Source organism: Parasphingorhabdus sp. (assembly GCF_036964565.1).
Classification (GTDB): Bacteria; Pseudomonadota; Alphaproteobacteria; order Sphingomonadales; family Sphingomonadaceae; genus Parasphingorhabdus.
Genome location: NZ_JBALTN010000030.1, coordinates 1 through 1214 on the forward strand (window position 1 = coordinate 1; position 1214 = coordinate 1214).

General features: G+C 56.7%; 1 tRNA gene and 2 rRNA genes. All 3 read right to left on the reverse strand.

The annotated features are described in order from the left end of the window. Positions 1 to 356: 356 nt before the first annotated feature. Positions 357 to 433, reverse strand: a tRNA-Met gene (locus V7650_RS18065). A gap of 104 nt (positions 434 to 537) precedes the next feature. After that, positions 538 to 652, reverse strand: a 5S ribosomal RNA gene (rrf, locus tag V7650_RS18070). 116 nt (positions 653 to 768) lie between these two features. Then, a 23S ribosomal RNA gene (locus V7650_RS18075) occupies positions 769 to 1214 on the reverse strand; the annotation flags it as partial.

The window sequence follows — 1214 nt, forward strand, 5'->3', positions numbered from 1 at the left end:
CCAGAATATTGGCACTCGGCGATGGCGATCTGATCGGTCGCCAAGACCTTCAGACAGAAATTGAAGACGTCTACAGGATTCTGCTACGTATCGCGGACGAACCTGATGAAACCTAGGTCAAGGCCAATCCGGGATTGCGGCGAACCGATCGCGTTGAACAGTGTAACCGTCCGGCCTGAACGCTGCCGGTTCCATTTCCACGTCAGTAGGGCACCTGCCGCTACGTGCGAATGCCGGCCAATGCGTGTCGGTACAGTTTTTGGTGTCCGGTGTTGATGTGGCGTTGATGTAAGTGCGTGATCGGCCGGTGGTATCAAAATACCATCTGCTTATCTATCTGATATCACGTTATTTTTTGGTTGCGGGGGTAGGATTTGAACCTACGACCTTCAGGTTATGAGCCTGACGAGCTACCGGGCTGCTCTACCCCGCGCCGGTTTGAGCTTTTTCTGGCGGGCTGCTCGGGCCCCTGGGTTGGGCGCGCGGGTCCTGGCCTGCGCTGCCTTTCATGTCAGAGAATCTGTCGTCTCTTTCCAGGTCTGGCGGTGACCTACTCTCCCACGTCTTGAGACGCAGTACCATTGGCGCGACGGCACTTAACGGCCGAGTTCGGGATGGGATCGGGTGTTTTGCTCGTGCTTTGGCCACCAGACCGGGAAAGAGACGATCGGCGCCTTCCCCATCGAGGAAGATGTTGTCCAAGGATGTTTCTGGGAGGAAGGCTTTTCCTGCGCCTTTCGGGCGCGGGAAGTCTGTCTTCTTCCGGATCAGATCAAGCCAATCGAGCCATTAGTACCGGTCAACTGAACGCATTGCTGCGCTTACATCTCCGGCCTATCGACGTGGTGGTCTTCCACGGCTCTCAAGGGAGACCTTGTTTCGAGGGGGGCTTCCCGCTTAGATGCCTTCAGCGGTTATCCTGTCCGTTCATAGCTACCCAGCACTGCCGTTGGCACGACAACTGGTCCACCAGTGGAACGTCCACCCCGGTCCTCTCGTACTAGGGGCAGCTCCTCTCAAGTCTCCAACACCCACGGCAGATAGGGACCGAACTGTCTCACGACGTTCTAAACCCAGCTCACGTACCTCTTTAAATGGCGAACAGCCATACCCTTGGGACCTGCTCCAGCCCCAGGATGAGATGAGCCGACATCGAGGTGCCAAACGATGCCGTCGATATGGACTCTTGGGCATCATCAGCCTGTTATCCCCAG